Annotated in this window: 16 protein-coding genes; 9 read left to right on the top strand and 7 right to left on the bottom strand. The window is 63.4% G+C overall.

All coding sequences use genetic code 11. The features are described from left to right. Positions 1-984 carry an alpha/beta hydrolase gene (locus MLB1_RS01820; protein WP_180748039.1) on the bottom strand — a complete coding sequence of 328 codons (984 nt, stop codon included), beginning with the start codon at positions 982-984 and terminating at the stop codon, positions 1-3. Between the two features lie 107 nt (positions 985-1,091). Here MLB1_RS01820 and mqo point away from each other — a divergent pair, with 107 nt between their 5' ends. From mqo to MLB1_RS01795, 5 genes are read left to right on the top strand one after another with little or no spacing between them, the layout of a single operon-like run. Next, complete coding sequence (gene mqo, locus MLB1_RS01815; RefSeq protein WP_180748038.1) at positions 1,092-2,576, top strand: malate dehydrogenase (quinone); 1,485 nt, start codon at positions 1,092-1,094, stop codon at positions 2,574-2,576. Continuing rightward, the gene (locus MLB1_RS01810; protein ID WP_180748037.1) at positions 2,576-3,046 is read left to right on the top strand and encodes a GNAT family N-acetyltransferase; all 471 of its coding nucleotides are present in this window, start codon (positions 2,576-2,578) and stop codon (positions 3,044-3,046) included. The genes mqo and MLB1_RS01810 overlap by 1 nt, the downstream gene beginning before the upstream one ends. Next, the gene (locus MLB1_RS01805; protein WP_180748036.1) at positions 3,039-4,952 is read left to right on the top strand and encodes a VWA domain-containing protein; all 1,914 of its coding nucleotides are present in this window, start codon (positions 3,039-3,041) and stop codon (positions 4,950-4,952) included. Before MLB1_RS01810 ends, MLB1_RS01805 begins: the two co-directional genes overlap by 8 nt. Positions 4,953-4,972: 20 nt before the next feature. Further along, positions 4,973-5,587: a cob(I)yrinic acid a,c-diamide adenosyltransferase gene (gene cobO / locus MLB1_RS01800; RefSeq protein ID WP_180748035.1), complete on the top strand. Its 615-nt coding sequence runs from the start codon at positions 4,973-4,975 to the stop codon at positions 5,585-5,587. Positions 5,588-5,602: 15 nt separating this feature from the next. After that, positions 5,603-6,958 carry a cobyrinate a,c-diamide synthase gene (locus MLB1_RS01795; RefSeq protein ID WP_180748034.1) on the top strand — a complete coding sequence of 452 codons (1,356 nt, stop codon included), beginning with the start codon at positions 5,603-5,605 and terminating at the stop codon, positions 6,956-6,958. A 68-nt stretch (positions 6,959-7,026) separates the two neighbouring features. Here the strand turns inward: MLB1_RS01795 and MLB1_RS01790 are convergent, their stop codons facing one another. The 4 genes from MLB1_RS01790 to MLB1_RS01775 all read right to left on the bottom strand — a co-directional run bounded on the left by MLB1_RS01790 (position 7,027) and on the right by MLB1_RS01775 (position 12,315). After that, positions 7,027-8,352: an HNH endonuclease signature motif containing protein gene (locus MLB1_RS01790; protein ID WP_180748033.1), complete on the bottom strand. Its 1,326-nt coding sequence runs from the start codon at positions 8,350-8,352 to the stop codon at positions 7,027-7,029. A gap of 83 nt (positions 8,353-8,435) precedes the next feature. Continuing rightward, a complete protein-coding gene (locus MLB1_RS01785; RefSeq protein WP_180748032.1) occupies positions 8,436-9,059 on the bottom strand; it encodes a TetR/AcrR family transcriptional regulator in 624 nt (207 codons plus the stop codon). Beyond that, a complete protein-coding gene (locus tag MLB1_RS01780) occupies positions 9,056-11,866 on the bottom strand; it encodes an RND family transporter (protein ID WP_180748031.1) in 2,811 nt (936 codons plus the stop codon). The genes MLB1_RS01785 and MLB1_RS01780 overlap by 4 nt, the downstream gene beginning before the upstream one ends. Continuing rightward, a complete protein-coding gene (locus MLB1_RS01775; RefSeq protein WP_219602688.1) occupies positions 11,863-12,315 on the bottom strand; it encodes an MmpS family protein in 453 nt (150 codons plus the stop codon). Before MLB1_RS01775 ends, MLB1_RS01780 begins: the two co-directional genes overlap by 4 nt. A gap of 1,104 nt (positions 12,316-13,419) precedes the next feature. Here MLB1_RS01775 and pks2 point away from each other — a divergent pair. The 4 genes from pks2 to MLB1_RS01755 all read left to right on the top strand — a co-directional run bounded on the left by pks2 (position 13,420) and on the right by MLB1_RS01755 (position 22,491). Next, the gene (gene pks2 / locus MLB1_RS01770) at positions 13,420-19,716 is read left to right on the top strand and encodes a type I polyketide synthase (RefSeq protein ID WP_180748029.1); all 6,297 of its coding nucleotides are present in this window, start codon (positions 13,420-13,422) and stop codon (positions 19,714-19,716) included. Positions 19,717-19,752: 36 nt separating this feature from the next. Continuing rightward, entirely contained in the window at positions 19,753-21,183 is a 1,431-nt protein-coding gene (locus tag MLB1_RS01765) for a condensation domain-containing protein (protein ID WP_180748028.1), read from the top strand. A 59-nt stretch (positions 21,184-21,242) separates the two neighbouring features. Further along, a complete protein-coding gene (locus tag MLB1_RS01760) occupies positions 21,243-21,917 on the top strand; it encodes a GAP family protein (RefSeq protein WP_180748027.1) in 675 nt (224 codons plus the stop codon). Positions 21,918-21,996: 79 nt separating this feature from the next. Beyond that, positions 21,997-22,491 carry a TspO/MBR family protein gene (locus tag MLB1_RS01755; RefSeq protein WP_180748026.1) on the top strand — a complete coding sequence of 165 codons (495 nt, stop codon included), beginning with the start codon at positions 21,997-21,999 and terminating at the stop codon, positions 22,489-22,491. 15 nt (positions 22,492-22,506) lie between these two features. Here MLB1_RS01755 and MLB1_RS01750 read toward each other — a convergent pair whose 3' ends face one another. Both MLB1_RS01750 and MLB1_RS01745 read right to left on the bottom strand, forming a co-directional pair. Beyond that, complete coding sequence (locus tag MLB1_RS01750) at positions 22,507-23,214, bottom strand: anti-sigma factor (RefSeq protein ID WP_180748025.1); 708 nt, start codon at positions 23,212-23,214, stop codon at positions 22,507-22,509. Next, a complete protein-coding gene (locus MLB1_RS01745) occupies positions 23,211-23,792 on the bottom strand; it encodes a sigma-70 family RNA polymerase sigma factor (protein WP_180748024.1) in 582 nt (193 codons plus the stop codon). Before MLB1_RS01745 ends, MLB1_RS01750 begins: the two co-directional genes overlap by 4 nt. Between the last annotated feature and the right edge of the window lies 1 nt (position 23,793).

The following is a 23,793-nucleotide window of genomic DNA, read 5'->3' as shown; positions in this document are numbered from 1 at the left end:
CTAGCCGCTCGCCTCGTACCAGTCCAGCCAGGAATTCAGCTCCTGGTAGGCCCGTATACGTGGGTCCGCCGCCGATAGGAACACATCGTGTTTGGCGTCCGGGACCGGAACCACCCGTTGATAGTTGCCGATGCACCCCGCCCAGCGCGCTATCTGTTGAACGTCCAAGACCGCGTCGCCGTACAGGGCGGCCGCGGGGTCGACGTCCCCGGGGAGACTGCGGTCCGAGCGCAGGATCAGGTTGGGCACGCCGACGTCCAGGCCGCGGTGGAGCTCGGCATGTCCGCGCCGGATCGCACTGATCCACCCGAACCGCACCGGGAACCCGCCGACGGGTTTCCAGTCGAGGTTGTAATCGAACTCACCGTGAAAGTCCTTGTGCAGGCTCGCTCCGTACGCGCCCTCGTGTGGTAGCGGGATCGCTTGTTTCGCACGGAATCTCGAAATCGCCTTAACGGCTGCGGTGGTGCTGCCACTGCGGAGAAGGGGACGCCCCTGGAGGTCCAGCCACGGGCTGTTAAGGATCAGGCCGGAGAGGCCTCCGTCGTGGAGGCCATCGGCCATCCGTAGACGGTTGAGCCACAGCGAGACGATCAGACCGCCGGCGGAGTGCCCGTACACGAGCAGCGGTGCGCCCGCGGTTTGCCCGGAGATGATGCTCACCGCGGCGTTGAGTTCGGTGTCGTAGAGCGACAGATCGCTGATGTAGTGCGGGGTTTGGTGTTCATGGCGAGAACGCCCGCATTTGCGCAAGTCGAGCGCGAAGAAACGATAACCGCGGGCCAGGAAATGTTCGGCAAGTGTGGTGTGGAAGAAGTAGTCGGTATATCCGTGCACCATGAGCACCGCGCGCCCGGTATCGGGCTGAATTTCCGGCCGCACCAGTGTGGCGGTTATTACACCTTCGCCGTCAGGATCGACGCCCAGGTCAATGGTCTGTCGGAGGTAGCCATCGAGGACATCGGATTCCCATGTCACGGGCATAGCCTAGTTGAAGTGAGGATGGAAATACTCGCGCGATAACCTGTGTGTACTCATCAGTATTTGAGGGAGTATCGCCACCCAATCAGATTCGAAAAGGACAGTGAACGGTGTCAAAAGCGCAGGTGGAGCAGACGGACGTTGCCCTGATCGGGTCGGGGATCATGAGCGCGACGCTCAGCGCCCTGCTGCGGTTGGTCGAACCGGACCTCTCGATCACCCTGATCGAGCGCCTCGATGCGGCCGCCAGCGAAAGCAGCGACCCATGGAACAACGCAGGCACCGGTCACTCGGCGCTGTGCGAGCTCAACTACACCCCGCAGAAAGCGGATGGCTCGATCGATATCACCAAGGCGGTCACGGTCAACGAGCAGTTCCAGGTGTCCCGCCAGTTCTGGGCGTACGCCGTGGAGAACGGTGTGCTTCCGGACGTCCGGGGCTTCCTGAACCCGATTCCGCACGTGAGCTACGTACATGGCGCCGACAAGGTCGAGTTCCTGCGTAAGCGCCACGACGCCCTGGTGGGTAACCCGTTGTTCGCGAAGATGGAATTCATCAACGATGACGATGAATTCGCACGCCGTCTGCCGTTGATGGCGGCCGGACGCGATTTCTCCGATCCGGTGGGGTTGAACTGGAGCCAGGACGGCACCGACGTCGACTTCGGTGAACTGTCAAAGCAGTTGGTGGGCTATGGGGTTCGTACCGGTACCAGTGCGATCTTCGGAACCGAGGTCCGCAACATCAGCCGCGACAGCGACGGCGGGTGGATTCTCAAGCTCGTCAATGGCCGTACGGGTGAGAAGCGCAAGCTCAAGGCCAAGTTCGTCTTCGTCGGCGCCGGTGGCGGTGCGCTGGGTCTGCTGCAGAAGGCCGGAATCCCGGAAGCCAAGGGCTTTGGCGGGTTCCCCGTAAGCGGTGCCTTCCTGCGTACCAACAACACAGATCTCACCGAGGGCCACAAGGCCAAGGTGTACGGCTTCCCGCCGCTTGGTGCGCCCCCGATGTCGGCCCCGCACCTGGACACCCGTGTGATCAACGGCAAAGAATGGCTGCTGTTCGGGCCGTTCGCCGGATGGTCGCCCAAGTTCCTCAAGATGGGCAAGATCACGGATCTGCCGTCGACGGTGAAGCCCAACAACCTCGTGCCGATGCTCGGTGTCGGTCTCACCGAGTTCGGGCTGGTGAACTTCTTGCTGAGTCAGCTGCGTCTCACCCCGGACGACCGGATCGACATGCTGCGCGATTTCGCGCCCAAGGCGCAGCGTTCCGACTGGGAGCTGATCACCGCCGGTCAGCGTGTGCAGGTCATCCGCCCAGCCAAGGGCAAGGGCGGAGCGCTTGAGTTCGGCACTATGGTGCTCAATTCAGCCGACGGCAGCATCGCCGGCCTGCTCGGCGCCTCGCCGGGTGCGTCTACGGCGGTGCCGGCCATGCTCGACGTCATGCAGCGTTGCTTCCCCGACCGATTCGCCAACTGGATGCCCAAGCTCAAGGAAATGATTCCGTCGCTGGGTATCAACCTGTCGGACGAGGCGTCGCTGTTCGGTGAGGTATGGGACTGGGGGACACAGGTTCTCGGCCTGGAGAAGTGATGCTGCCGGCCCAGCCGGCACAGCCCTTTGTGGCCCGGTCCTGGTCCGCGGACCTGGACGCCGCGACGCTTTATGGGCTGCTGCGGCTGCGCGCCGAGGCGTTCGTCGTCGGGCAGAACTGCGCTTACCAGGATCTCGACGGACGCGATCTGGAACCGGGAACCCGGCATTTCTGGATAGGAGACTCCGACGGCAACGTGGTGTGCGGTTTGCGGCTCCTGGAAGATCCTGGGGGCGAGGGTTTCTGGATCGGCCGGGTGTGTACCACCGAAGCCGAACGCGGGCAGGGGCACGCGGCGCGATTGGTTCGTGCCGTGTTGACCGACATCGGCGGTGCGCGCTGCCGGTTGAATGCGCAGGCCCACCTCAAGGACATGTATGGCAAGCTGGGATTCGTGGTCGCCGGTGACGAGTTTCTTGAGGACGGGATACCGCACGTACCTATGACATGGGCGGCCGGAAATGACTGACACGGCAAGCATTCTGGGGTATCCGCTGAGTGCGATCGTGGGGCATGACCAATTGCGCCTTGCGTTGGTGCTCTCGGCCGTGCGGCCCGATATCGGTGGCGTACTCATCCGCGGCGAGAAGGGCACCGCCAAGTCGACGGCGGTACGTGCCCTGGCGTCGGTGTTGAGCGCGACGGACAGAACCGGCGCTGCGCGACTGGTGGAGCTTCCGATCGGTGCCACCGAGGATCGGGTAGTCGGATCACTCGATCTGCAGAAGGTGCTGCGCGACGGCGAACATGCTTTTTCCCCAGGGCTTCTGGCGCGCGCCGATGGCGGCGTGTTGTATGTGGACGAGGTCAACCTGCTGCACGACCATCTGGTCGACGTGATCCTGGATGCGGCGGCGATGGGCCGGGTGCATGTGGAACGTGACGGCGTATCCCATTCCTACAATGCGCGATTCGTATTGATCGGCACCATGAATCCCGAGGAGGGCGAGCTGCGTCCGCAGCTTCTCGACCGTTTCGGATTCGCGGTGGATGTACACGCCTCGCGCGATGTGGCGGTGCGGGCAGAGGTCATCCGTAGGCGTCTCGCGTATGAGGCAGATCCTGCCGGGTTCGTCGCGCGCTACGCCTCCGAGGAGGCCGAGCTGGCCGCCCGGATAGCCGAGGCCCGGCTGCTGCTGTCCCGGGTCACATTGCCCGACGCGGAATTACAGCGTATTGCGGCCCTGTGTGCGGCGTTTGATGTGGACGGGATGCGTGCCGATCTGGTGGTTGCGCGTGCCGCCATCGCCCATGCCGCGTGGCGGGGTGCCGAGGTGGTGGGCGAGCCCGATATCCGGGTGGCAGCCGAGTTGGCGCTGCCGCACCGTCGGCGCCGAGACCCGTTCGACGAGCCGGGTCTGGATCCGGATCAGCTCGACCAGGCGATGCGCGATAGTGCGCCGCCGGAGGATCAGGATCCCGGCAAGGACGACCCAGATCCCGATCCGGATGGTCCAGGTCCAGATGGTCCGGGGGGTGCTCCCGAGCCCTCCCCGAATCCTGGCAAAGCAGATGATTCACAACAGGATTCGAGCGACTCCGCGCGTGGGCCCGGCGCGGCCTCCCGGCCCAGCCCGGCGCCGTCATCGACATTTCGCACCAAGACGCTCCGAGTGCCCGGCGTCGGCATGGGCGCGCCGGGACGTCGCTCGGTCGCGCGCAACCGGGCGGGCAAGGTGATCGCCCCGAGCTCCGATGCGGGTTTCGGGGTGCACCTGATCGGCACGCTGATGTCTGCGGCAGGCCGGGTGACCGAACCCGGCAGGCTGCCCAAGCCGGTGTTCTCCGATGTGCAGTGGGCGATTAGGGAAGGGCGCGAAGGCAATCTGGTGATCTTCGTGGTAGATGCTTCCGGATCGATGGCGGCACGCCAGAAGATGTCGGCGGTCGGTGGGGCCACATTGTCGCTCCTGCGCGACGCCTATCAGCGCCGCGACAAGGTCGCGGTCATCACCTTCCGCGGTCAGGAAGCCACGACACTGTTGGCGCCGACCAGCTCGACGCATATCGCGGGGCGCAAGCTGCAGCGGTTCGATACGGGCGGCAAGACGCCGCTGGCACAAGGACTTCTGGCGGCACGAGATCTGGTGGCGCGTGAGCGTGGACGCGATCCGCATCGCCGAGCATTGGTGGTGGTGCTCACCGATGGCCGCGCTACCGGCGGTCCGGACCCCTTGGGGCGGACACGTCGTGCCGCGGGAATGTTGCGTGCCGAACATGTTGCTTCCGTGGTGATCGACTGCGAGACATCATTCGTGAGAATGGATCTGGCGGTCACGCTGGCCCAGCAGTTGGACGCGCCGGTGATCCAGCTGGACCACTTGAATGCCGACCGGCTCGCCGGCGTGGTGCGCGGCGCCACCGCCGCTGCGTGAGATAGCGGAGGAGTTTTTCGATGCCACAGGGACAACCGTCGGCGATACCGGAGGACGGGCTCACCACCAAAGCGCGGCGCAATGCGCCGATTCTGGCGGTGCATACCGGTGCTGGAAAGGGTAAGTCCACAGCCGCTTTCGGTATGGCGTTGCGAGCCTGGCACCACGGTGCCGATGTCGCGGTGTTCCAATTCGTCAAGAGTGCCAAGTGGCGAGTGGGCGAGGAGTCGGTCTTCGGTGAGCTCGGCAAGCTGCACGACGAACAAGGGATCGGCGGCTCGGTGCAGTGGCACAAGATGGGGTCGGGGTGGTCCTGGTCGCGTAAGGCCGGCACCGAGACCGACCATGCCGCCGATGCGGCGGCCGGGTGGGCGGAGATCTCACGGCGGCTGGCCGCGGAGGAACACGGCTTCTATGTTCTCGACGAGTTCACCTATCCGCTCAAGTGGGGGTGGGTGGATGTCGACGAGGTGGTGTCGGTACTACGTGACCGGCCCGGAACGCAGCATGTGGTCATCACGGGACGCGATGCGCCACAACAACTGTTGGATGCCGCCGACCTGGTCACCGAAATGACGAAGATCAAGCATCCCATGGACGCCGGTCGCAAGGGCCAGCGCGGTATTGAGTGGTAGTGGCGTGATAGTCCGATGAATGTTCCGGCCGTTGTGATCGCCGCGCCCGCCTCGGGTAGTGGAAAGACAACGGTGGCAACGGGTTTAATGGGTGCACTGCGACAGGCGGGGCACCGGGTGGCGCCGTTCAAGGTGGGGCCGGATTACATCGATCCCGGGTATCACGCCCTGGCGGCGGGCAGGCCGGGCCGCAACCTGGACAGTGTGCTGGTGGGCAGCGATCTCATCGGGCCGCTGTTCAATCACGGCTCCCGGGACTCGGATATCGCAGTGGTCGAAGGGGTGATGGGTCTCTTCGACGGGCGGATCGGCGATGCGAAGGGGTCCACCGCCGAGATCGCGGCCGTGCTCGGAGCGCCCGTGGTGTTGGTGGTCGATGCGAAGGGCTACAGCCACAGTCTGGCCGCGCTCCTGCATGGTTTTGCGGTGCACGCCGCTGAGACGGGGATCAGGATCGCGGGTGTCATTCTGAACCGTGTCGGGTCGGCGCGGCACCGGGAGATCCTCACGGCGGCAGCGGACCGTGTCGGACTTTCCGTGCTAGGAGCATTGCCCCGTACCGAGGAATTATCTGTTCCGTCACGGCATTTGGGCCTGGTAACGGCCACCGAGCATGGCCAGGCGGCGCTCGATGCGATCGAGGCGATGACACAGCTGGTCGCCGCGCATGTGGATGTGTCGGCGATTGTCGGGGCGGCACGCAGTGGGGTAGACGGCGCGGCATGGGATCCGGTGGAGGTTGTCGGGAGCCCGGTTGCCGGGAATCCCGTGGTGGCATTGGCATCCGGACACGCGTTCACCTTCGGGTACGCCGAACATCGTGAGTTGTTGGTGGCGGCAGGCGCGGTGGTGGCGGAGTTCGACCCGTTGGTCGACTTGTTGCCGGCAGACACCGCGGCATTGGTGATCCCGGGTGGATTCCCGGAACAGTTCGCCGCGGAGCTGTCGGCGAACGAACCTCTACGCCAACAGGTTCGCGTGATGAACGGCCCGATTCACGCCGAATGCGCCGGGCTCACGTACCTGTGCAAAAACCTGGATGGCGCGCCGATGTGCGGGGTGATCGATGCCAGCGCGCGATTCACCGACAGACTCACCCTCGGATACCGGGAAGCAGTGGCGATCAGCGGTTCGGTGCTGTTCGACGAGGGGGAACGGCTGAGCGGGCATGAGTTTCACCGCACCACCGTCGATTGCCCCGATGACTCCAGGAACTCCGCCTGGGCCTGGAGCACCGCCGACGGCATCCGTCGAGAGGGCATTGTGGCGGGGGAGGGTGGTCGCATCCACGCCTCGTATCTGCATACGCACCCGGCTGCGCACCCGCGGGCGGCGGCTCGTTTCGTCGCGCGCGCGGCCGCGGAAGCATAGAACTCACATGGCTGCCGCGGAATACAGCCGCCGGATCGTATCGGCATACGGCCGAGCACACGCGCGCATCAATCCGGTTGAAGCGTGAGGAGTTCCGGATGGTGGAACTCATTGGTGAAACCCTCGTTGAGGCCAAGCTGCGGTGGCGGTATCCACTCGGTGCGCCCGGTTTTTCGATTCTTCCGGGTCGTCCAGCCTTGAGCCAATAATCGATGATGCGGTCCGCAGACGAACGTCAGCCTCTCGATGTCGGTGGCGCCGCCGTCTGCCCAGTCGTCGACGTGGTGCACCTCGCAGAGGTATCCCGGGACACTGCAGCCGGGGTGGGTGCAGCCGCGATCATTGGCGTGCAAAACAATCCGCTGATCTACCGATGCGATGCGTTTGGTGCGACCCAGATACAAGGGGCGGCCATCGTCATCGAAGATTGTCAGGTAATGGAGAGCGTGAGACGCCATGCGGATCACATCACGCATCGGTAGGAGTGTCCCGCCGCCGGTAACCGCCTGGCCGGATGCTGATTCCAGCTCATCAAGGGTGGTAGACACCACGACGGTGACGGGAAGCCCATGGTGGCTGCCGAGTTGTCCGGAGGCCAGCGTGCTGCGGCAGACGGCTCTGAGGGCGTCGTGGTTGCGTTGAGCATCGGTGCGGTGATCTGCCGCCTCGCGCGCGGGTTCACCATCCACGATGGGGGATTCGTCGGTCGGGTTGCACATACCCGGTGCGGCCAGCTTGGACAGCAGCGCGTCGAGATAGGAGCGGGTTTCAGGATCCAGTAAGCCGGTGATTGGGGACATGCCATCAAAACCCTGGCGGCCGATCGTCATACCGCGTCGGCGGGCCCTGTCCACATCCGAGAACTCACCATCCGGGTTCAGCAGCACCATGATGCGATCGGCACCCATCCGTAGCTGATCAGGCCCGAATTGCACTGCCATCTGCGCGAGTTGCCTCTCAGCGGCTTCCCGAGTGGGTGCATCGACCGCACTCGCCAGCTTGTCGAAGAAGCCGCGCACAATTCGTACATGCTCCTCGCCGACCTCGCCGCGACGCAACGCATCGGCCACACTCGGCAACATGGGTGCTAAAGGTTCCCCGTTCAGGGCCTGTCGTGGGCCGAGTTGTTCGGAATCGCCGATCCGTCGCCGGGCTACGGACTTGCTGATGTGCAGCTTGCGGGACAACACATCCGGAAACGATGTGCCACCGAGCTCTATGGGGGAACCCTGCGCAACGATTCCCGCGGTCAAGGTGTGGGAGACGGACAAGAGCTGGCGTTGAACTTCCTCCAGCTTGGCCAGCGTCAGGAGCTTTTCGCTGCAGCTGAGCCCATCGAACGACTCGGCAGCGGCTTCTGAAGCCGCCACCTTAAGGGCGTCGATCGAATGCATGTATGAATCGTAAAGACGCCCACCGACAAAACGGGCCCCGATGTGACTGTAGAAACCACTGTGATAGAAGGGGTTTCGAAGATCTACGTCGAGCTGACAGGAGCCTGTACCAAGGGAAGGATGACCTCGTCGACCATGCGGCGCATATATGTTTCGTCGATGACCGTTCTTTTGAGGGCGGCGGTCAAACTGAGGCCCAGAGGTATGTCGTAGACGAGGGACAAGTCGCGGTCCCGGGCTATCTCGCCACGTTCGATGGCACGTGCGAACACGAGTTCCATCCGTTTCTGAGTCTGCGACACCAACAGGTCGTCTAACGCCGATGCCAGGGTGGGATCGTTGACGGCTTCGGCGATAATCCCCGCGAGTAGGTTGCCCGTGAGGATGTCGTTGTCGCCGAAGTCCCTTGCCTCATAGAGTGCGTGCAGGTCGCCACGGAGACTCCCGGTATCAGGTACGTCGTCGTGCCGGCCGAGCGAAGGGCGCCCGTGCAGGATCGCATCCGCGGTGAGCGCGGCCTTCGAAGACCAACGCCGGTAGATGGCTGCCTTGCCCACACCGGCGCGGGCGGCGATCACATCCATGCTCATGGTGTCGTATCCCTGCTCGGCCAGCGTCACGAATGCCGCTTCGAGGATCGCTACGTCCAGTGACCTGTTGAGGCGCCCAGGTGTTCGCTGTCGTTGAACCGCTGCGCTTTTCGTCATCGGATCCCTCCGTGAGTACGGACGTTCAGCGGCCACCAGAACCAGCGGCCGAGCAGGGCCGCGATGGCCGGGGTCATGAAGGACCGCACGATCAGAGTGTCGAAGAGCAGGCCGAGGCCTATCGTTGTCCCGAGCTGCCCGACGATGCGCAGATCGCTGACGACCATGGCGCACATGGTGAATGCGAACACCAGACCCGCATTGGTTACCACCTTGCCACTGCCGCCCATGGCCCGGATGAATCCCGTCTTGAGCCCGCCGTGTAGTTCCTCCTTGAACCGGGCGATCAGCAGCAGGTTGTAGTCGGAGCCCACGGCCAACAGGATGATCACCGACAACGGGACCACGAACCAATGCAGGTCCATACCCAGCAGGTCCTGCCAAATCAGTACTGACACCCCAATGGAGGCGCCGAGCGACACCGCCACTGTGCCGACGATGACCAGAGCGGCGACCACACTGCCGGTGACGAGCAGCATGATGATGAAGATCAAGCACAGTGACGCGATGCCGGCGAGGATGAGGTCGTACTTGGCTCCGTCTTGCAGGTCCTTGTTTGACGCTGCCGTGCCGCCGAGATAGACCTTCGCGTTCTCGAGCGGTGTGCCCTTGATCGAATCCGCCACTGCCTCTTTGATATTGCCGACGGTCGCTATTCCCTCGACCGAGGCCGGGTTCTCTTGATGGGAGACGGTCATCCGGACGGCCTTCCCGTCGGGGGACAGGAACATCTTCAATCCGCGTTTGAAGTCGGGGTTGTCGAATACCTCAGGCGGCAGATAGAAGGAGTCATCGTTCTTGGCCTGGTCGAAGTACTTGCCTATCAGGGTGGAGTTCTTGGTGCTCTCATCCATCTGGTTCATAATCCCGGACATGGTGCTATGCATGGTCAGCAACGTGCCATGCATGGACTTCATGATCGCGATCATGGGCGGAAACTCGGCGAGCATGCGCGGCATCAGCACATCGACTTTGTCCATGTTGACCAGCATGCCGTCCATGTCCTCAACCATCGCGTCGACGCCGTCGAGAGCATCGAACACCGTCCGGCTCGCCCAGCAGATCGGAATATCTGCGCAATGCTTTTCCCAGTAGAAGTAGTTGCGAATCGGCCTGAAGAAATCGTCGAAAGTGGCCATCAGGTCGCGCATGTCGTGCATCTTGCCCTGCATCACCTTCATCTGGCCGGTCATATCGTGCATGATGTCGGTGAGCTCGCGCATCATGTCGTAAACACGTTCCATGGTGCCGATCAGGGTTCCCATTTGGTCCGCCATGGTCAGCATGTCCGCCATGCGGTCTTTCATGTACTTCATGTTCTGGATCTGACCGGCACCCTGCAGGCCGATCTGGAACGGTATCGAGCTGTGTTCGATGGGAGTCCCCAGCGGACGGGTGATCGCCTGCACTCGGGCCACCCCGCGCGCATGGAATGCGGTCTTGGCGATTCTGTCGATAACCAGCATGTCCGCCGGATTGCGCATATCGTGATCGGTTTCGATCATGAGCATTTCGGGGTTCATCCGGGCCGGCGAGAAATGCCGTTCCGCAGCGGCATATCCAACTTTCGATGGCACGTTATCGGGCATGTACTGACGATCGTCGTAGCCCGGGGTGTATCCAGGCAGAGTGGCCAACCCCACGAGCGCAATGGCGATTGTCACGACGAGAATGGGTCCGGGCCAACGCACTACGGCCGCGCCGATGCGTCGCCAGCTGCGTTCGTCATACTTGCGTTTGGGCTCGAACAACCCGAAACGGCTGCCTACTGCCAGTATTGCGGGGGCCAGGGTGAGTGCCGCCGCGACGATCACAAGGATGACCAGCGCACATGGCACGCCCATCGACCGGAATAGTGGCAGACGCGTCAGGCTCAGGCAGAGCGTGGCGCCGACGATCGTCAGTCCCGATCCCAGGATCACATGGGACACACCGGAATAGGCGGTATAGAAGGCCGCTTCCCGGTCTTGCCCGCGATGGCGGGCCTCGTGGTAGCGGCCGAATAGGAAGATCACATAGTCGGTCCCTGCCGCGATGCCGAGCATCGTGACCATGCTGACGGCGTAGGTCGACAGGCCGATCACATTGGTATTGCCCAATGTTGCGACCACTCCCTGCCCCGCCATCAGTTCCACCCCGACGATCAGCAGCGCGAACACGGTGGTTATCACGGACCGGTAGACAAGCAACAGCATCACGAGGACGACACCCACCGCTATCAGGGTCGTTTTCTGCATGCTCTTGTTACCTGCCGTGCCTGTATCGGCGCTGGCGGCAGTCCCTCCCGTGACGTATGCCTTCACTCCGAGTGGGGGCGGAGACTCGTCGATGATCTTGCGGACGGCATCGACGGATTCGTTCGCGAGTGTGGTGCCCTGATCACCGGCCAGGTTCACCTGGACATAGGCGGCTTTCCCATCGGCACTCTGCGCGCCAGAGGCGGTCAGCGGGTCGCCCCAGTAGTCCGAGATGTGCTGGACATGGGTCGGGTCGGCCTTCAGCTTCTTGATGATCCCGTCGTAGAAACGGTGCGCCTCATCCGCGAGTTCCTGCTGCCCCTCCAAAACGATCATTACCGAGCTGTCAGAGTCGAACTCCCCGAACACCTTTCCCGTATGCATCATCGCGATCATCGATGGTGCATCCTTCGGAGACATTGACACCGAATGCGCCTTGCCGACCTCGTCCAGGGAGGGGGTGAGGACGTTCAGGAGGATGGCGAGGGCAAGCCAGAAGAGAATGATCGGGACCGACAGAATCCGGATCAGTCGTGCGATCCGGGGAGGCCCCGCAGCGTGGCCGCTCATGCGGACTTCACCAGGCAGTAGATGTAGGCGTTGTGCTCGTTGGCGACTCGTTCCATCTTGACTTCGCCGTTGACGGTGATCCGGCAGCCGATCTGGTTGCCATTGCCTTGGGCGACGATGTTTCCGCTCAATGACGGCAAGATCGAAACGATCTTGAATGACCACGGCAGCTGCACCGCATCGACGCGGGTCGGCTGCGCATCCTCGTTGAAGTAGTTCACATCGGCCATGGCGCCGGGTTCCCCGAAAATTTCGTAGATCAAGGTTTTGGGGTTGTACGGGGCGGCGTCTTTCGCGTTGTTGTCTGCAGACGAGATCGACGACTCCGACCCGAAGATTCCCCGGACCCGCAGGACCGCGAAGCCCCCGATCGCAACCACAACCGCGATCAGCAGCGGCATCCATATCCGTCTTACAATGCGAAGCACACCAAACCCCTTTGCACTCATTGGAATTGGCACATAGTCGGCATCTCGCTGAGGAGTGCTGCCGTCACTGGTCGTGTCGGGCATCGTCGCCCCGGCCACGCACGGAACTCAAGTTCCGCCTGTCGTTGGGGAGGCTACCCCTTAGCTGTTACGCGCGCGACACGAGCGATGTCCTCGCTGGTGTAGACGGCTCGATGGTGAGATCCGTTGCAGCAGCCAGTATTTGCAATCTTGGCACTCCGGCGATGTGGTGGAGGGGGCTCCGCTGCGTGAGAGCGCGGGTGCTGCGGCCCGGATCGGCGCCGGCTCCCGGGCGGGCATGCGCGAAGTTCCGGGTGGGGTTCGCCTGCGGCAGATACGCCTGGAGGCGTCCCGGCCACTCGATACGCTTCCAACAGCAAACAAATTGGCGCCTCCCGGCTTCCGGTGGCGGGGCTGCCCGCGATCCTTGGTTGCGAGCCGTCACCGGCACCCCTGGTGCTGGAAACCAGCTGCACCGCCGCCGCCGCGGCGCCCTGAGACCGGCACGATCCGCGGCCGCGGTGAATGATCCCGTGTCCAATTCGATTGGGGCCGCTAGTGCACACGAGGCCCAGATTCATGCTGAACAAATCTCGTAAATATTTCTAGCGCTCTTTAAGCTATTAGCCGACCTGCGTTATTGCACTGATAGCAAATCTTAAGAACTGCTGTGAATATCCTGTGTCGGATCCGGGGCCTGGCGTTTTGGATACCCCCATGGGGTAGCAAATATGGAGATACTGCGAGGTGACATGACATTTATGTGCACGTCATTTGATATCGGCACCAGCATGGGAGCAAGCTGTCTGAATGGGCAGCGTTGCCCCAGGGTGTATATATAGCGAATTGTTAACAATCGCCAACATCTCGTGAATTCTGTGTTTCACGGCTATCAATGGACCGTAAATCGTGCGGCTCTCGAGCATTGAACGCGAGTGTTTTTTAGACATCGTGCCGCCTTGGTTCTGGAGGCGGTGTGACGCTGATCTCTTGGGTCGCGAATTCCGTTCGGCAGCCCTATCTTTAGCTCTATCGAGATCGACTGCTAGTTATCTCCAGTTCTACTACCAGACGGATTATGGTGTTCGAGGAGGGCGTAGCAAGATGACGGACGCGTCTGCAACCCCGGTTGCAGTTATCGGGATGGGATGCCGACTCCCGGGAGGAATCGAATCTCCCGAACAGTTCTGGCAGGCGTTGCTACGCGGTGAGGACTTCATCACCGAGGTCCCGCCGGACCGGTGGGACCTGAGCGAGTACTACGACCCAGAGTCCGGTGTGCCGGGCAAGTCGCCCTCCAAGTGGGGAGCCTTCCTGGACGACGTCGGGGGATTCGACGCGGACTTCTTCAGCATCAATGAGCGGGAAGCCACCTCGATAGACCCTCAGCACCGGGTCTTGCTCGAGACCTCTTGGCAGGCAGTGGAACACGCTGGCATGAATCCGCGGTCACTGGCCGGTTCGCAGACTGCAGTGTTCGTCGGGGTTACCCACAACGACTACCAGCTGCTGGCCGCAGACGCGGGCGACCTGGGAGCCACCTATGGCTTCGCCGGCACCAATCTCAGCATGGCCTCGGGGCGGATCTCTTACGCGCTGGGTGTTCACGGGCCGTCGTATGCGGTAGATGCGGGGTGTGCCTCCGGCCTACTCACAGTGCATATGGCAAGCCAGAGTTTGGCATCGGGTGAGAGCGACCTTGCGCTCGCCGGAGGTGTGAACCTGGTGCTGGAGCCACGCAGGTATGTCGGCGCCTCACAACAGCGCATGCTGTCGCCGACCGGCCGTTGCCACACGTTCGACGAGCAGGCCGATGGTTTCGTGATGTCTGAGGGCTGCGTCGTGCTCCTGCTGAAGCGGCTACCGGATGCGGTGCGCGACGGAGACCGGATTTTGGCGGTAGTGCGCGGTAGCGCCTCAAACCAAGACGGTCGCACCGTGAATCAGTCGACTCCGTCCTCGGAGGCGCAGACGGCGGCTTGCCGCGCGGCACTGGCGGTAGCAGGTGTGGACGCCGACACCATCGGGATGGTCGAGGCGCACGGCACCGGCACCCCGGTGGGTGATCCCATCGAATTCAAGGGCCTTGCACAGGTATACGGGGTCGGTAGCCCCTGCGCCGTGGGCTCGGCGAAGACGAACTTCGGGCACACCATGTCGGCGGCCGGCGCGCTGGGGTTGATGAAGGCCGTTCTTGCCGTGCAGCATGGCGAGGTCCCGCCAAACCTGCACTTCACGGGGATACCGGGCAAGCTTGCCGATGTCGAGACGAATCTGTTTGTACCGCAAGAAGTTACCCTCTGGCCCGGGCAGGCAGGCGTTCCGCGCCGGGCGGCGGTGTCTTCGTATGGGATGTCGGGTTCGAACGTGCACGCCATCGTGGAGCAGGCTCCGCTTGCAGACGCCTCCAGCGTCGTCGCGGACTCTCCACTGGGGGAGCAGCTGCTCTTTCCGCTGTCCTCCACCTCGGTCGATGAACTGCGTCGAACCGCAGGACAATTGGCCGACTGGGTGGCAGAGCGCCCCGATATTTCACTCAACGATGTGGCATACACCCTGGCGCGCCGCAGGGCCCACCGGTCGGTGCGCACCGCCGTGGTGGCCGACGGAATTGAGGAGCTGCTCGAAGGGCTGCGCGAGGTGGCGGGTGGGGACGCTCCCCACCAGCCGGCGGTCGCCCAAGACGACCGGGGCCCGGTGTGGATGTTCTCGGGCCAGGGGTCCCAGTGGGCGGGCATGGGCGCCGAATTGCTCACCAAAGAACCGGTATTCGCCGCAACCATCGCGCGGCTCGAGCCGCTGATCGCCGGGGAGTCCGGGTTCTCGGTGACCGAGGCGATCTCGGCGCCCGAGACAGTCACGGGTATCGACCGGGTCCAGCCCACCTTGTTCGCCATGCAGGTGTCGCTGGCCGCCGCCGTGACGTCCTACGGGATCACTCCGGGAGCTGTCATCGGCCATTCGATGGGCGAGGTCGCCGCCGCGGTGGTGTCTGGGGCGCTCTCGCTGGAGGACGGCGTCCGTGTCATCTGCCGCCGCTCGCGGTTGATGTCCCGTATCGCCGGTTCCGGTGCCATGGCCTCGGTGGATCTTCCTGCCCAGCAGGTCGTTTCCGAGCTTGCGGATCGCGGGATCCACGATGTCGTTCTTGCCGTGGTCGCCTCGCCGCAGTCAACGGTCGTCGGTGGTGCCACCGAAACGGTGCGTGAGCTGATCGCCGAGTGGTCGGATCGCGGGCTGATGGCACGTGAGGTCGCGGTCGATGTTGCGTCGCATTCGCCGCAGGTCGACCCGATTCTCGATGACCTGGCCGACGCTCTCGAAGACCTGACACCGCAGACACCCGTTATCCCGCTTTACTCTTCGGTCACGTTCGATCCGCGTGAACAGGCCGTCATGGATGCCGACTACTGGGTGGATAATCTGCGCCACACGGTGCGGTTCGCGACGGCGGTACAGGCAGCGCTGGACGACGGCTATCGCGTATTCGGGGAGCTGGCGCCCCACCCGCTGTTGGTGTACCCGGCAGAACAGACCGCCCGGGGCCTCGAGATTCCCATGGTGGCGTTGGCAGGTATGCGTCGTGAGCAGGCGCTGCCGCACGGCCTCCGCGGATTCGTCGGAGATCTGCATGCGGCGGGTAGCGCCGTGGATTTCTCGGTGCTCTATCCGTCCGGCGAGCTGGTGGATGTTCCGTTGCCCACCTGGACCCGCCAGTCCTATCTGTTGAGTTCTGCCTCTTCGGCGCAACAGGCCCAGGGCGGCCACACCGTTTCCGTGCATCCATTGCTTGGTGCCCACGTGCGGCTGGCTGAGGAGCCAGAGCGCTATATCTGGCAGGCAGACGTCGGTACGGCCGCCCAACCGTGGATCGCCGATCACCAGGTTCGCCATGTCGCCGTGTACCCGGGCGCCGCGTATTGCGAGATGGCCTTGTCGGCGGCCCGTGCCGTGTTTGGCGAATCTGCTGCGGTTCATGATGTTTCGTTTGAACAACTGCTGACACTGGGTGAAACGACGCCGATATCGGCGACGGCAACGGTGAAGACCCCGGGTTCGGTCGATTTCGTGGTGGAAACCCTGAGCGAGGGTGACAGCGCAAAACGCGCTACCGCCATCTTGCGGAACGACGGCGGGGCAGACGCCCCCGCCGCCTACGACGTGGCCGCCCTGCGCGCGGAGCACCCACATCTCGCCGCGGGCGACGAGCTTCGAGAGTCGTTTGACGAGAGGGGGGTTCAGTACGGCCCGGCCTTCCAAGGCCTGGCCGCGGCATACGGCGGCGACGAGTCCGTGAGGTCGGTGCTGGCGGAAGTGGCGCTGCCCAGGGCCATTCGCGCGCAGCAGACCAGCTACATCGTTCACCCGGCGCTCCTGGATGCCTGCTTCCAATCTGTCATCGCCCTACCGGATGTGCAGGAGGCCAGCAAGAATGCGCTGCCACTTCCCAAGGGCGTACGCAGCTTGCAGGCCTACGATTCCGCACGCAAGGCGCACTACTGCTACACGCGGGTGACGCGGGTGGACGGCAATGAAGTGGAAGCCGATATCGACGTGCTGGATGAGCATGGCGCCGTGCTGCTGGCAGTGCGTGGTTTCCGTTTCGGCGCAGGAGCGTCCGAAGACGAACAACGCGATCAGCTGCTCAACAACCGGCTGCTGGCCATCGAATGGCAACAGCAGCGGTTGCCGGAGGAAACACCGGCTGGGCGGCGCCGGTGGCTGCTGGTCAGCACGGGCGAGACGGTAGATCCTTGGGCGGCGGAGTTGATCGACTCGCTGAAGCTGCGCGAGGGCGAGGTGACGCCGGTGCAGTGGCGGCCGGACGCCGATCATGCTGCGGTGCTTGAGGTCCTGCGTGAGCAGCTCGCGACGGGCAGTTTCAGCGGTGTGCTCATCGTGACGGCACCGGCAGACGCTGCCGGTCCGCCCGGCGCCGCGCTCCAGGGTGCGGTGCAGGTGCGGCATGTGGTGCGTATCAGCAGCGAACTAGTCGACCTGCCAGGCGAATCGCCGCGGCTGTATGTGCTGACTCGCGACGCGCAGACGGTGGTGCCCGGCGATGTGACCAATCTTGAGCAGGCGGGTCTGCGCGGTCTGGTGCGCGTCATCGGTGCCGAGTACCCGCATTTGCGGGTCACCCATATCGATGTCGACGGCCACACCGATGCCCAGAATGTGGCGGGGGAGTTGGTCTCTGGCTCCGAGGAGGACGAGACGGCGTGGCGCGGAGGGCAGTGGTACCGGGCGCGCCTGAACCTGGGTCCGCTGGGACCCGACGAATGGCACACCACCAGTGCTGCTCCGGGTAGTGAGGGCGTGCAGTTCGAGGTCCGCACGCCCGGCGACCTGCAGTCGCTCGGATTCGTCGCATTTGACCGGGTGCCGCCGGGGCCGGGACAGATCGAAGTTTCGGTCACGGCCACCAGCATCAACTTCGCCGATGTGCTGAACGTGTATGGCCGGTACTCGAGTTTCGAAGGGCGACAGGAGCTCGGCGTCGATTTCGCGGGTGTCGTGACGGCCGTCGGTCCGGGTGTCACCGAACACCGGATCGGCGACCGCGTCGGCGGTATGACGCCCCACGGTGCCTGGAAGAGCTTCGTCGTGGTCGATGAGAACCTCGCGGCGACACTTCCTTCGGAAGTGCCCGATCAGGAGGCCGCGGCGGTCCCCGGCGCCCACGTCACCGCCTGGTACGGCTTGCACGAGCTGGCCAGGATCTCCGCACGGGACAAGGTGCTGATCCACTCCGGTACCGGTGGTGTCGGACAGGCAGCGATAGCCATCGCGCGCGCCGCGGGTGCCGAGATCTATGCCACCGCGGGCAGTGCCGAGCGTCGGGACTTGTTGCGCAGTTGGGGTATCGAACACGTTTATGACTCGCGCAGTACGGAATTCGCCGAGTTGATCCGTCGCGACACCGACGGGTACGGAGTTGACATCGTGCTCAACTCGCTCACCGGTGCCGCCCAGCGGGCCGGCCTGGAGCTGCTGACCTTCGGTGGCCGCTTCATCGAGATCGGCAAGCTCGATATCTACGGTGACACCCGGCTCGGGCTCTACCCCTTCCGGCGCAATCTCGCCTTCTATGCCGTCGACTTGGTGCTCGTGGCGAAGACCCGGCCAGAAGTGATTCACCGGACTCTGAGTGCCCTGTATCAGCAGATGGCAGATGGTGTGCTCCCGCTGCCGGAGATCTCATTCTCTCCGCTGCAGGATGCTGCCGAGTCGATTCGGGTGATGGGTGCCGCCGGGCACACCGGCAAGCTGGTGCTGGACCTGCCCAAGGTCGGTCAAGTCGCCGCGGTGATACCGCCTTCGCACGCGCGGTCTTTCCGCACGGACGGCGCGTACATCATCACCGGTGGCCTTGGCGGCCTGGGCTTGTTCCTCGCCGGAAAGCTGGCGGCGGCTGGATGCGGGCAGATCATTCTCAACGGCCGCAGTGCCCCCAAGCCGGAGACGCTGGACATCATCGACGGGATTCGGGAGCACGGTACCCAGGTCGATGTGGTCCTTGGCGATATCGCAGAGCCGGGGACGGCGCAGCGGCTGGTTGCGGCCGCGACCGAGTCGAGATTCCCGGTACGCGGTGTGCTGCATGCCGCGGCACTTGTCCACGATGCCACGCTCACCAATATCACCGATGAGCTCATCGATCGCGGTGACTGGCGGCCCAAGGTGCACGGCGCGTGGAACCTGCACGAGGCCACCGCGGAACAACCGCTGGACTGGTTCTGCTCGTTCTCGTCGATCGCCGCGCTGGTGGGCTCCCCGGGGCAGGGCGCCTACGCGGCGGCCAACAGCTGGTTGGACGGATTCACGCACTGGCGGCGGGCAAAGGGCTTGCCGGCTACGGTCATTGCCTGGGGTGCGTGGTCTGAGATCGGGCAGGGCACCCACCTGGCGAATGCGGACGCGGCCATCCTCCCGGATGAGGGCGCCTATGCCTTTGACGTGGTGCTACGGCACGACCGTGCCTACACCGCGTACGCGCCGATGGCTGGGATATCCTGGCTGGCCGACTTTGTGGAACGGAGCCCATTCGCGCAGGCGTTCCGCGCCTCGGGCCAAACTCAGACGGAGACAAACAAGTTCCTCGACGAGCTCAAGGCATTGCCTCGTGAGGAATGGCCGACCCTGCTTCGGCGGTTGGTCGGCGAGCAGGTCGGTCTGGTGCTGCGCCGCTCGATCGACCCGGACCGCTCGCTTCCGGACTACGGCCTCGACTCGTTGGGCAATCTCGAAATTCGTACCCGTATCCAAGCGGACACTGGCGTCCGTATCGGCCCGGCCGATGTGTCGACCGTGCGCGCCTTGGCGACGCACTTGTTCGACAGGTTGGCAGAGCAGGAGCCCGAGAGTGGCACGGTCGGCGCGGCCGCGCCGACTTCCTGACGCAACCGCAATTATCAAGGCAGAGAAGGGGAAACAATGCGTAGTGGACCAGTCACAGTGTCTCTGACCGACAAGTGGGAGCCTGCTCCCGGCTCGGTCATGTCTTGGCAGCCCTCGCCGTCGTCGTACGCAAAGGCTCTCGAAGCACCGGTGAGTGACGTGCCGCCGAGCTTCATGCAGGTGCAGCATCTGCGCAACTATGTTCGGCAAGCCGCTAAGGGCCTCGACTTCTCGCGGGTGCTTGTCTTTACATTGGATATGCCGGGCCGGTGTGACAAGCGTGCCATGGGCCACGTGATCAACGCCCATCTTCGCCGGCATGACACGTATCGCAGCTGGTTCTCGCTCGACCATGAGCAGAACATTGTCCGCCGTACGATCGCCGATCCGGCAGACGTCCAGTTTGCTCCGGTAAGGCTGGGCGAGATGACGTCGGCAGAGGTGCGGGATTTGGTGGTCTCGGGGACGCCGAACCCGTTCCAGTGGGACTGCTTTCGCTTCGGGATCGTCCAGAGCGCTGGTCATTTCACCTTCTACTTCAGCGTCGACCATCTCCATCTGGATGCGACCTTCGCGCGGTTGCTGATCATGGAGATCCTCATGGGGTACAACGCGCTTGTCCAGGGCGGCGCCCCCATCGATCTCCCGCCTGCAGGCAGCTATGGCGATTACTGCATCCGGCAGCACGACTTCCTCTCCAGTCTGACTCCGGATTCGCTGCCTGTCCGCGACTGGGTCCAGTTCGCCGAGAACAACCGTGGCAGCCTCCCGGACTTCCCACTGCCAATGGGCGATCATTCCGTGCCGTGCGGGACAGCGATAGTGACCGAACAATTGTTGGATGAGCAACAGGCACTGCAATTCGAGTCCACCTGCCTGGAATCGGGTGCACGCTTCATCGGTGGAGTGATGGCGGCCATCGGTTTTGTCGAGCGTGAATTGACCGGTGCGGATACGTATTACGGCATCACCCCCAGTGATGCCCGTGACGAAGCGGACATGTTCACCACCGGCTGGTTCACGGGTCTGGTCCCGATAACCGTCCCGGTCGACGGGTCTTTCGGGGTTGCGGCCCGGGCCGCACAGGAGTCTTTCGACCGGGGCAGGCAACTGGTGAATGTCCCGTTCTACCGCGTCCTGGAGTTGGCGCCCCAGCTGAACTGGCCCCGGCCATACCATCCGATGATCAATTTCTTCGATGGTGGTGCGCCGCCGCTGTCCCAGTTGTTCACCAACCCGCTGCTGGTCACCAACCCCATCGGTCTCTATGCCGAGAGCAAGTCGGTTTACCAGCTGACGATCTTCATCTCGCGATTCCCCACCGAGACGGCACTGACCATTGCGTACCCGGACAACCCGATCGCGCATGAGTCCATCACCCGCTATGTCGCGCTCCTGAAGTCCGTGTTCGCTCGTTTCGCCGGGCAGCATGAGGCCGTGTCCGCACGGTCCGTCGTCCGGGCTTGATGGCAACTGAGAGGTAGACCGCCACCGGGCGAATCGAATTCACTGTCAGAGGGGTCGTCATGTGGACCGTTGTTCTCTTGATGGCGCTTGGGGTGAGCGTCGAGCCCACCCGGCTGGGCCTGACGGTCCTGATGTTGAACAGGCCGCGGCCGCTGCTGCAACTGTTCGTCTTCCTGTGTGGTGCCTTCGCCATGGGGCTGAGTTTGGGGCTGACGCTGTTGTTTCTCCTCCGGGTGTCACCGGCAGGGGAGACGAACATCTCCGGTCCGCACATACAACTCGCGCTGGGTCTGCTCGCGCTGGTGGTTGCGGCGGTGCTGGCAGCCACCCACCGAGCCCGGAGGACTCCCGCGCCGGCACCCGCCCTTGTCGGGAAGATGTCGACGCGGGTGCGTGGCTTCCTGAAGAACAACTCGCTGTGGGTGGCGGGGGTGAGCGGACTGGGAATTGCCTTGCCATCAGCGGACTTTCTCGCGGTAATCGCGCTCATTCATTCCTCGGGTGCCACGCAGTCAATCCAGACCGCGGCATTGCTGTTCTTCAACGTGGTGGCCTTCTCGATGGTGGCACTGCCGCTGGTGAGCTACGCGGCTATGCCCGATAGGACCTACACGATGTTGTCCGCGCTTCATGCCTGGGTCCGGTCACGTCGACGGATCGATATCGCGGCCATTGTCGCCGTGCTCGGTCTGCTCATGCTCATGCTCGGAGTGATCGGTCTGCTTCGAGGCTGAGTGGCGTTGTCTCCACTTCGACGAGGGACGGACCTAAACCCAGGACACTTGATTGATGCGCGGCCAGTACGCTCTCTCTATGACTCAAGGGATTTCGCGTAGATGGCCCAGGGAGTTAGCTGGGCTCACTGTGTCCGGTGTGGCGGTAACGGTGGTCGCCGCGATCGGCACGGCTGCTTCGATCAACGCTGCAGATTCCTACGGGCGGCTGCAACAGCCCGCGTGGGCCCCGCCTGCCTGGCTATTCGGTCCTATGTGGACAGCGCTGTATGCGTTGATGGCCGTATCGGCCTGGCTGGTGTGGCGGTCAGGCTCGCCGGAGGACAACCGCACGCCACTGATTGTTTATGGCATCCAGCTCGTTTTGAACATGGCATGGACACCACTATTTTTTGGTCTGGGCTGGCGGGGTCTGGCATTCATTGAGATCCTCGTGCTCTGGGGCTTCATCGCTGCGACTGTTCTGTTGTTTTGGCAGCGAAACCGTTGGGCCGCAGCCCTGCTGCTCCCATACGTGGCCTGGACCACATTCGCGGCAGTCCTGAACTTCTCGGTGTGGCAGCTGAACAACTAGCCGCGCAACGGTTCGCTATTGGATCAGCGGTAGTTGTGCGATGACGGGGCCAGTGGGTGCGGTTGAGCCCGTGCCCTTTTCGAGGGTGAATGCGAGCGCAGTGGAGTCATTGAGGTGAGGTATCACAGCGGTGGTCGACGGTGCGACGGCATGAGTGTCCATTGTTCCGGCTGACTGCGGGCCGCGGTCACTGATCAGCCACATTTGGTAGACGGTCCCCGGTTCCGGGGGCGCGACGTTATTCATAACCAGCACCGCCGTGTTCTTCTCCCGCGAGTAGACGACAGTCGCGGTACCGCCCGTGGGGATGTTGCCTGTTACGGTCCGGACGTCAGTTGCGGCAAAAATCTGCTGCGCATTTGGCGGCTGGGGCCGCAGGATGCCGCCGAGGCCGGCGGCGGCCAGCCCGATCGCAGTGGCCGCTGCGACCGCGACCAGAGGGGCTCTCCAGCGATTGACATTCATTGTCCCGGTTGATCTTCGGGCGTCTTTGGCCACGATCTTAAGCAGCCGAGGGCGGAGCCTGGCAGGCGGTTCGATCGCGGTACTCGCTGCTACAGCCGCCATTGTTTCGCGGGCGGCACGGACTTCCTGGATGAAGGGGAAGCTCTCTTCGGGTGCGGCAGCGGCCAGCCATTGATCGACCTGGTCTCGTTCATCATCGTGCAGCGCGTGCAGTGCATAGGGGGTCGCGACAGTGATGAGGTCGTCAGGTTCGGTCATGGCGTCCCCAGGCATCGGCGCAGCGCTTTGATTGCGTCGCGCATCCGAGATTTGATGGTTGCCAGGTTTGCGGTAAGCCGTTGTGAAACCTGGTTGTAGGTCAGGCCCTCGTAGTAGGCCAAGTGCAGACACTGCCTTTGGTTATCGGTAAGCGTTTGTAAGCATTCGGTGACTTGCCGCTGCTCGTCATCCAGGATCACCGATTCAGCCACCTGATCTGAGGCTCGTTCGATGTTGGCGGCACCGTAGCGTGACTCGCGCTCCGCCGCGGATTGCTCCGAACGCACGCGATCGACGGCACGACGATGGGCCAGGGTCATGATCCAAGCCAGGGGCGAACCGGCTGTGGGGTCGTAGCTTTGAGCCGAACGCCAGATCTGAAGATAGATCTCTTGTGTCGTCTCCTCGCTGTACCCGGGATCCCGCAATACGCGCACAACTAGTCCGAAAACTTGCGCGCGGGTGCGATCGTAGAGTGCACCAAATGCACCGGTATCGCCGTCGGCGACACTGCGCAACAAAGCATCCAGGTCGCCGGTCACGCCCGTGAGCCTAAACGGATCCTGAAGAATCCTCATA

The organism is Mycobacteroides sp. LB1 (assembly GCF_013449725.1).
In the GTDB taxonomy this organism is placed as follows: domain Bacteria; phylum Actinomycetota; class Actinomycetes; order Mycobacteriales; family Mycobacteriaceae; genus Mycobacterium.
Note: the sequence above shows the minus strand (reverse complement) of the source record. Positions and strands in the feature narration are given on the sequence as shown.

Coding starts and splice junctions, on each gene's coding strand:
- MLB1_RS01790 (WP_180748033.1), bottom strand. CDS start 8,352: ATGCATTCGATCGACGCCCTTAAGGTGGCGGCTTCAGAAGCCGCTGCC.
- MLB1_RS01805 (WP_180748036.1), top strand. CDS start 3,039: ATGACTGACACGGCAAGCATTCTGGGGTATCCGCTGAGTGCGATCGTG.
- MLB1_RS01780 (WP_180748031.1), bottom strand. CDS start 11,866: ATGAGCGGCCACGCTGCGGGGCCTCCCCGGATCGCACGACTGATCCGG.
- cobO (WP_180748035.1), top strand. CDS start 4,973: ATGCCACAGGGACAACCGTCGGCGATACCGGAGGACGGGCTCACCACC.
- MLB1_RS01775 (WP_219602688.1), bottom strand. CDS start 12,315: ATGAGTGCAAAGGGGTTTGGTGTGCTTCGCATTGTAAGACGGATATGG.
- MLB1_RS01785 (WP_180748032.1), bottom strand. CDS start 9,059: ATGACGAAAAGCGCAGCGGTTCAACGACAGCGAACACCTGGGCGCCTC.
- MLB1_RS01750 (WP_180748025.1), bottom strand. CDS start 23,214: ATGACCGAACCTGACGACCTCATCACTGTCGCGACCCCCTATGCACTG.
- MLB1_RS01795 (WP_180748034.1), top strand. CDS start 5,603: ATGAATGTTCCGGCCGTTGTGATCGCCGCGCCCGCCTCGGGTAGTGGA.
- MLB1_RS01745 (WP_180748024.1), bottom strand. CDS start 23,792: ATGAGGATTCTTCAGGATCCGTTTAGGCTCACGGGCGTGACCGGCGAC.
- pks2 (WP_180748029.1), top strand. CDS start 13,420: ATGACGGACGCGTCTGCAACCCCGGTTGCAGTTATCGGGATGGGATGC.
- MLB1_RS01810 (WP_180748037.1), top strand. CDS start 2,576: ATGCTGCCGGCCCAGCCGGCACAGCCCTTTGTGGCCCGGTCCTGGTCC.
- MLB1_RS01820 (WP_180748039.1), bottom strand. CDS start 984: ATGCCCGTGACATGGGAATCCGATGTCCTCGATGGCTACCTCCGACAG.
- MLB1_RS01760 (WP_180748027.1), top strand. CDS start 21,243: ATGTGGACCGTTGTTCTCTTGATGGCGCTTGGGGTGAGCGTCGAGCCC.
- MLB1_RS01755 (WP_180748026.1), top strand. CDS start 21,997: ATGACTCAAGGGATTTCGCGTAGATGGCCCAGGGAGTTAGCTGGGCTC.
- MLB1_RS01765 (WP_180748028.1), top strand. CDS start 19,753: ATGCGTAGTGGACCAGTCACAGTGTCTCTGACCGACAAGTGGGAGCCT.